This window comes from Shewanella sp. 11B5, assembly GCF_002836795.1.
In the GTDB taxonomy this organism is placed as follows: Bacteria; Pseudomonadota; Gammaproteobacteria; order Enterobacterales; family Shewanellaceae; genus Shewanella; species Shewanella frigidimarina.
Genome location: NZ_PJAP01000891.1, coordinates 1 through 3,302 on the forward strand (window position 1 = coordinate 1; position 3,302 = coordinate 3,302).

Sequence of the window (3,302 nt, forward strand, 5' to 3'; positions counted from 1 at the left end):
CATGTGAGTGAAAGGACGCAAAACAACCACGGTTTTCATAAGGGTTGTTTTAAATTTATTCAATGGATTAAATCAAATGTCACTAGTAAAAGTAACCTAACTGTAGCATCAACCATTTTATTCAGCAGATGTCGCCATTACTGAATATTCTAGGGTTAAATATCAGTAGTTGAACATGATTAAATTGGGTGTTTGGGTTAGTAATATATGAAATTTAAAGTCTTTCTCATTAATTTAGATAACAGTACTGAACGATTTACGTTCATGGATGAACAACTAAAACAATTAGGTGTCGAATACCAACGTATTTCCGCCGTTTACGGTAAAGATTTGCACGATACCGAGATTGCGAAAGTGTATGATCCGCAAACAAACCTTCAAAAATACGACAAAAAGCTTAATTTGGGTGAAATTGGCTGCTACCTAAGCCATGTCCAATGTTGGCAAATGATTATTGAACAACAGTTAGATTACGCTTTAATTCTTGAGGATGACTCAATCCTAGATCCTGCGTTAATGACGGTGATACAACATATTAATAATCTTTCTGCTGATTGGGATTACATCAAACTGTGTCATGGACGTAAGCAAAAAGGTATTGTTAAATCGATAATGCTTGATGATCGCTTTAGCTTATCGACGTGTTTAAAATTGCCAGCTTCTACCCGCGGCCAATGCGTGTCATTGGCTGGAGCACAAAAATTATTAGCAACGGCATACCCTATTGCCCGTCCTGTTGATATCGATATTCAATTTTGGTTCGAAAAACAATTACGTTGCTTTGTTGTAAGACCTTTTCCTGTGATTGGAACCGATTTAGACAGTGATATTAATCGACAAGGTAGACGTACTAATGTTGAACGTCATCATTTATTGCGTATTTGGCAAAAAGTGAAGTTCGAATTGAATTTATTGAAATATAAACAACAATTGCCATCACTTCCACGATTCAACAGTAACAAGCCATAATGCTTTTTCAAGATAAGTAACCGAACTTTAGATAAGTGACCCTCCATAAGGTTGTTTTATAGCACTAGCTCAGTTGGTTTCATTCAATGGTAATTGATTCACCACTGAGGGAGCAGTGTTAATTTCTTTTGTTTATCAGCATTCGGAATCGCATGTGATTTTTTACTGTAATATTGAACTTGAGAATGCGGAATGATTTTTCATCTTGTATTCTTAGCTCTGGTGAAATAACGAGTAATGATTGCTTTTTCTATTTTAATGGGGACGATGTGAAGTTATTCATATCGTCCCGCCATTTGTATTTATTTTGTTGTTGAAGGTTTGTTTAGCCAAGGTGCTCTTGCATCGGTACCGCCATACAGTTCAAATTTACGACCTAACTTCTGACCACCATCACGAGTCAGTGGTTGCCAAGCAAGGTTACCGCGATTAGTTACTGGCGTTGGTAGTATTGCATCAAACGGGATTGAAATATAAAACCCTTTAGTAAAACTACCCTCACCAAATTGGTCGGCAGATAAGTTTGTTTTGGAGGCGAAAGCACCCACAATTACACCACTATCAAATTGCTTAGAAAAGTCCACAGTAACACCGCGATCTTCTGCTAAGTATTGACCATAGCTGACCTTAAGCAGTACATCATCGAACCAGCTTGGTTGATAATATACGCTAGCATGGCCTGTGAATGTACCAGTTTGAGCTCGGAAATAACGGCCTGAATCAGGATCAAAATTTAGTTCTTGATCAAAGAAACCCACAAGGTTATCTGGGTCGCGCTGCTTAACGTAGTTAGCATCAACACCAAATGCCCATTCGCTATTCATTGGGCGGTAAAGCACTTCTGCGCCAACACCACCAAACATCATTTCTAGATAGCCTACATAGGCTTGAGCATAGATATTTTCACTGAGCTTATCTAACCAAGTGAGCTGCAGGTTATCAATACGAACAGGATTGTCTGACACATATTGCCTAACCAGAGTTCGAACACGTTTTAAGTCGGTACCGTCTGGTGGTGTTTTGTATTTAAATTGATCATAGTTATCAAACAAGTTGATATACATCGCACCACTAATCTCAAGATTATCGGTTAACCAACGGCCTGCTGAACCACTAATACCTACATTAAAGAGGTAAAAATTTTCTGATCCGCCAAATGATTGGGCAAGCTTAGGTGCAAAGCCATAACTCCATTGGTCAGGAACCTCCCAATCGGGCTTTTCTGTTGGCAGTGTTGGTTCGATTACTTTAGTGCTATCTTCAATTTTCGCATTGAGGTAATTATGCTGCACAGCATCTTTAAACTGTTTAGTATCAATGTGAGTTTCAGTTGTTGGAAGGTGCGCAGTATTTTCAATAATTTTGAAGGTACTCACATTCGGAAACTGATTAGATAAAATGCGTCCTGCTTGATCATGAGCGAACTTTCTATCACGATATTTAGTTTGGGTTGCAACAACGGTGACTTCATCATTTTTGATATAAATCTTAGCGCCCTTATAGCCGGCATCATAAGCAAGCTGCTTATTAAGTTCTGGTAGATCAACTTTACGGTCGGTCTTATCAGACTTATCTTCAATTGCCTGCTTGGGAGTGTCACGCCAGTTCGATTTTAAGGTATTAAAATTAGTGGCTAAACTAAAACCTAATGTCCAAGTATTACCACGCTCATAACTTACTTTAAAGTCGCCCCAGTTACTGACTTTATATAATAAGCCGTAGTTTATTGGGCTACTTTGTTTCAGTTCATTACCAGTACGCAAAGCGGCAAAGTCAGACTTATAATCATTACCATCATACTCAACCTTTATGCGCAAAGGGTCCCAAGGCGTTTGATATTCAATACCAGCGAAAACTGCACTACAGCCTTTAAACCAACGTTCAAAGTCAACATTGCCGCCTTTGCCTTTGTAGCCGGTATTCCGATTACAATCGACAGATGATGATTTGTTAGCGTCGGTTAAATTACCACGGTTACCTATATAACCCCAACCCATACCAATAGTTGCATCGAACGGCCCAAAAGCTTTAGTCATGGCGATATATTCGCTATCAAATAAGCCGGTACCACCAATATCACGTACACCGATAGACGTTTCTGGTATCCAATAGCTTTCTTCTAATAAGCGCAGTTTTACATCAATGCCTTTGTCGGTGTAATAGGTATCACCGCTAAATTCAGGATCATTACTGTAAAGCACATCAGGAACTTGAGTGTAGCGAATAGTGGTTTCTAACCAAGGAAAAAGTTGGATTGATAATGCACCGTGATAATAATCTTCGTTAAAGGTGGCGTTAACACTAAATTCACCTTCTGCGGCCATTCTACCTGT

At 38.9% G+C, this 3,302-nt stretch carries 2 protein-coding genes; one reads left to right on the top strand and one right to left on the bottom strand.

Annotation, left to right across the window (positions count from 1 at the left end):
- Window positions 1-207 precede the first annotated feature (207 nt).
- Window positions 208-969, top strand: coding sequence for a glycosyltransferase family 25 protein (locus tag CXF78_RS17775; protein WP_102037508.1), 762 nt, complete (start codon window positions 208-210; stop codon window positions 967-969).
- A gap of 302 nt (window positions 970-1,271) precedes the next feature.
- On the opposite strand, the gene CXF78_RS17780 is transcribed toward CXF78_RS17775, so the two are convergent.
- Window positions 1,272-3,302, bottom strand: a 2,031-nt coding sequence (locus tag CXF78_RS17780) for a YjbH domain-containing protein (RefSeq protein ID WP_102037509.1), incomplete at its 5' end; no start/stop codon positions are given.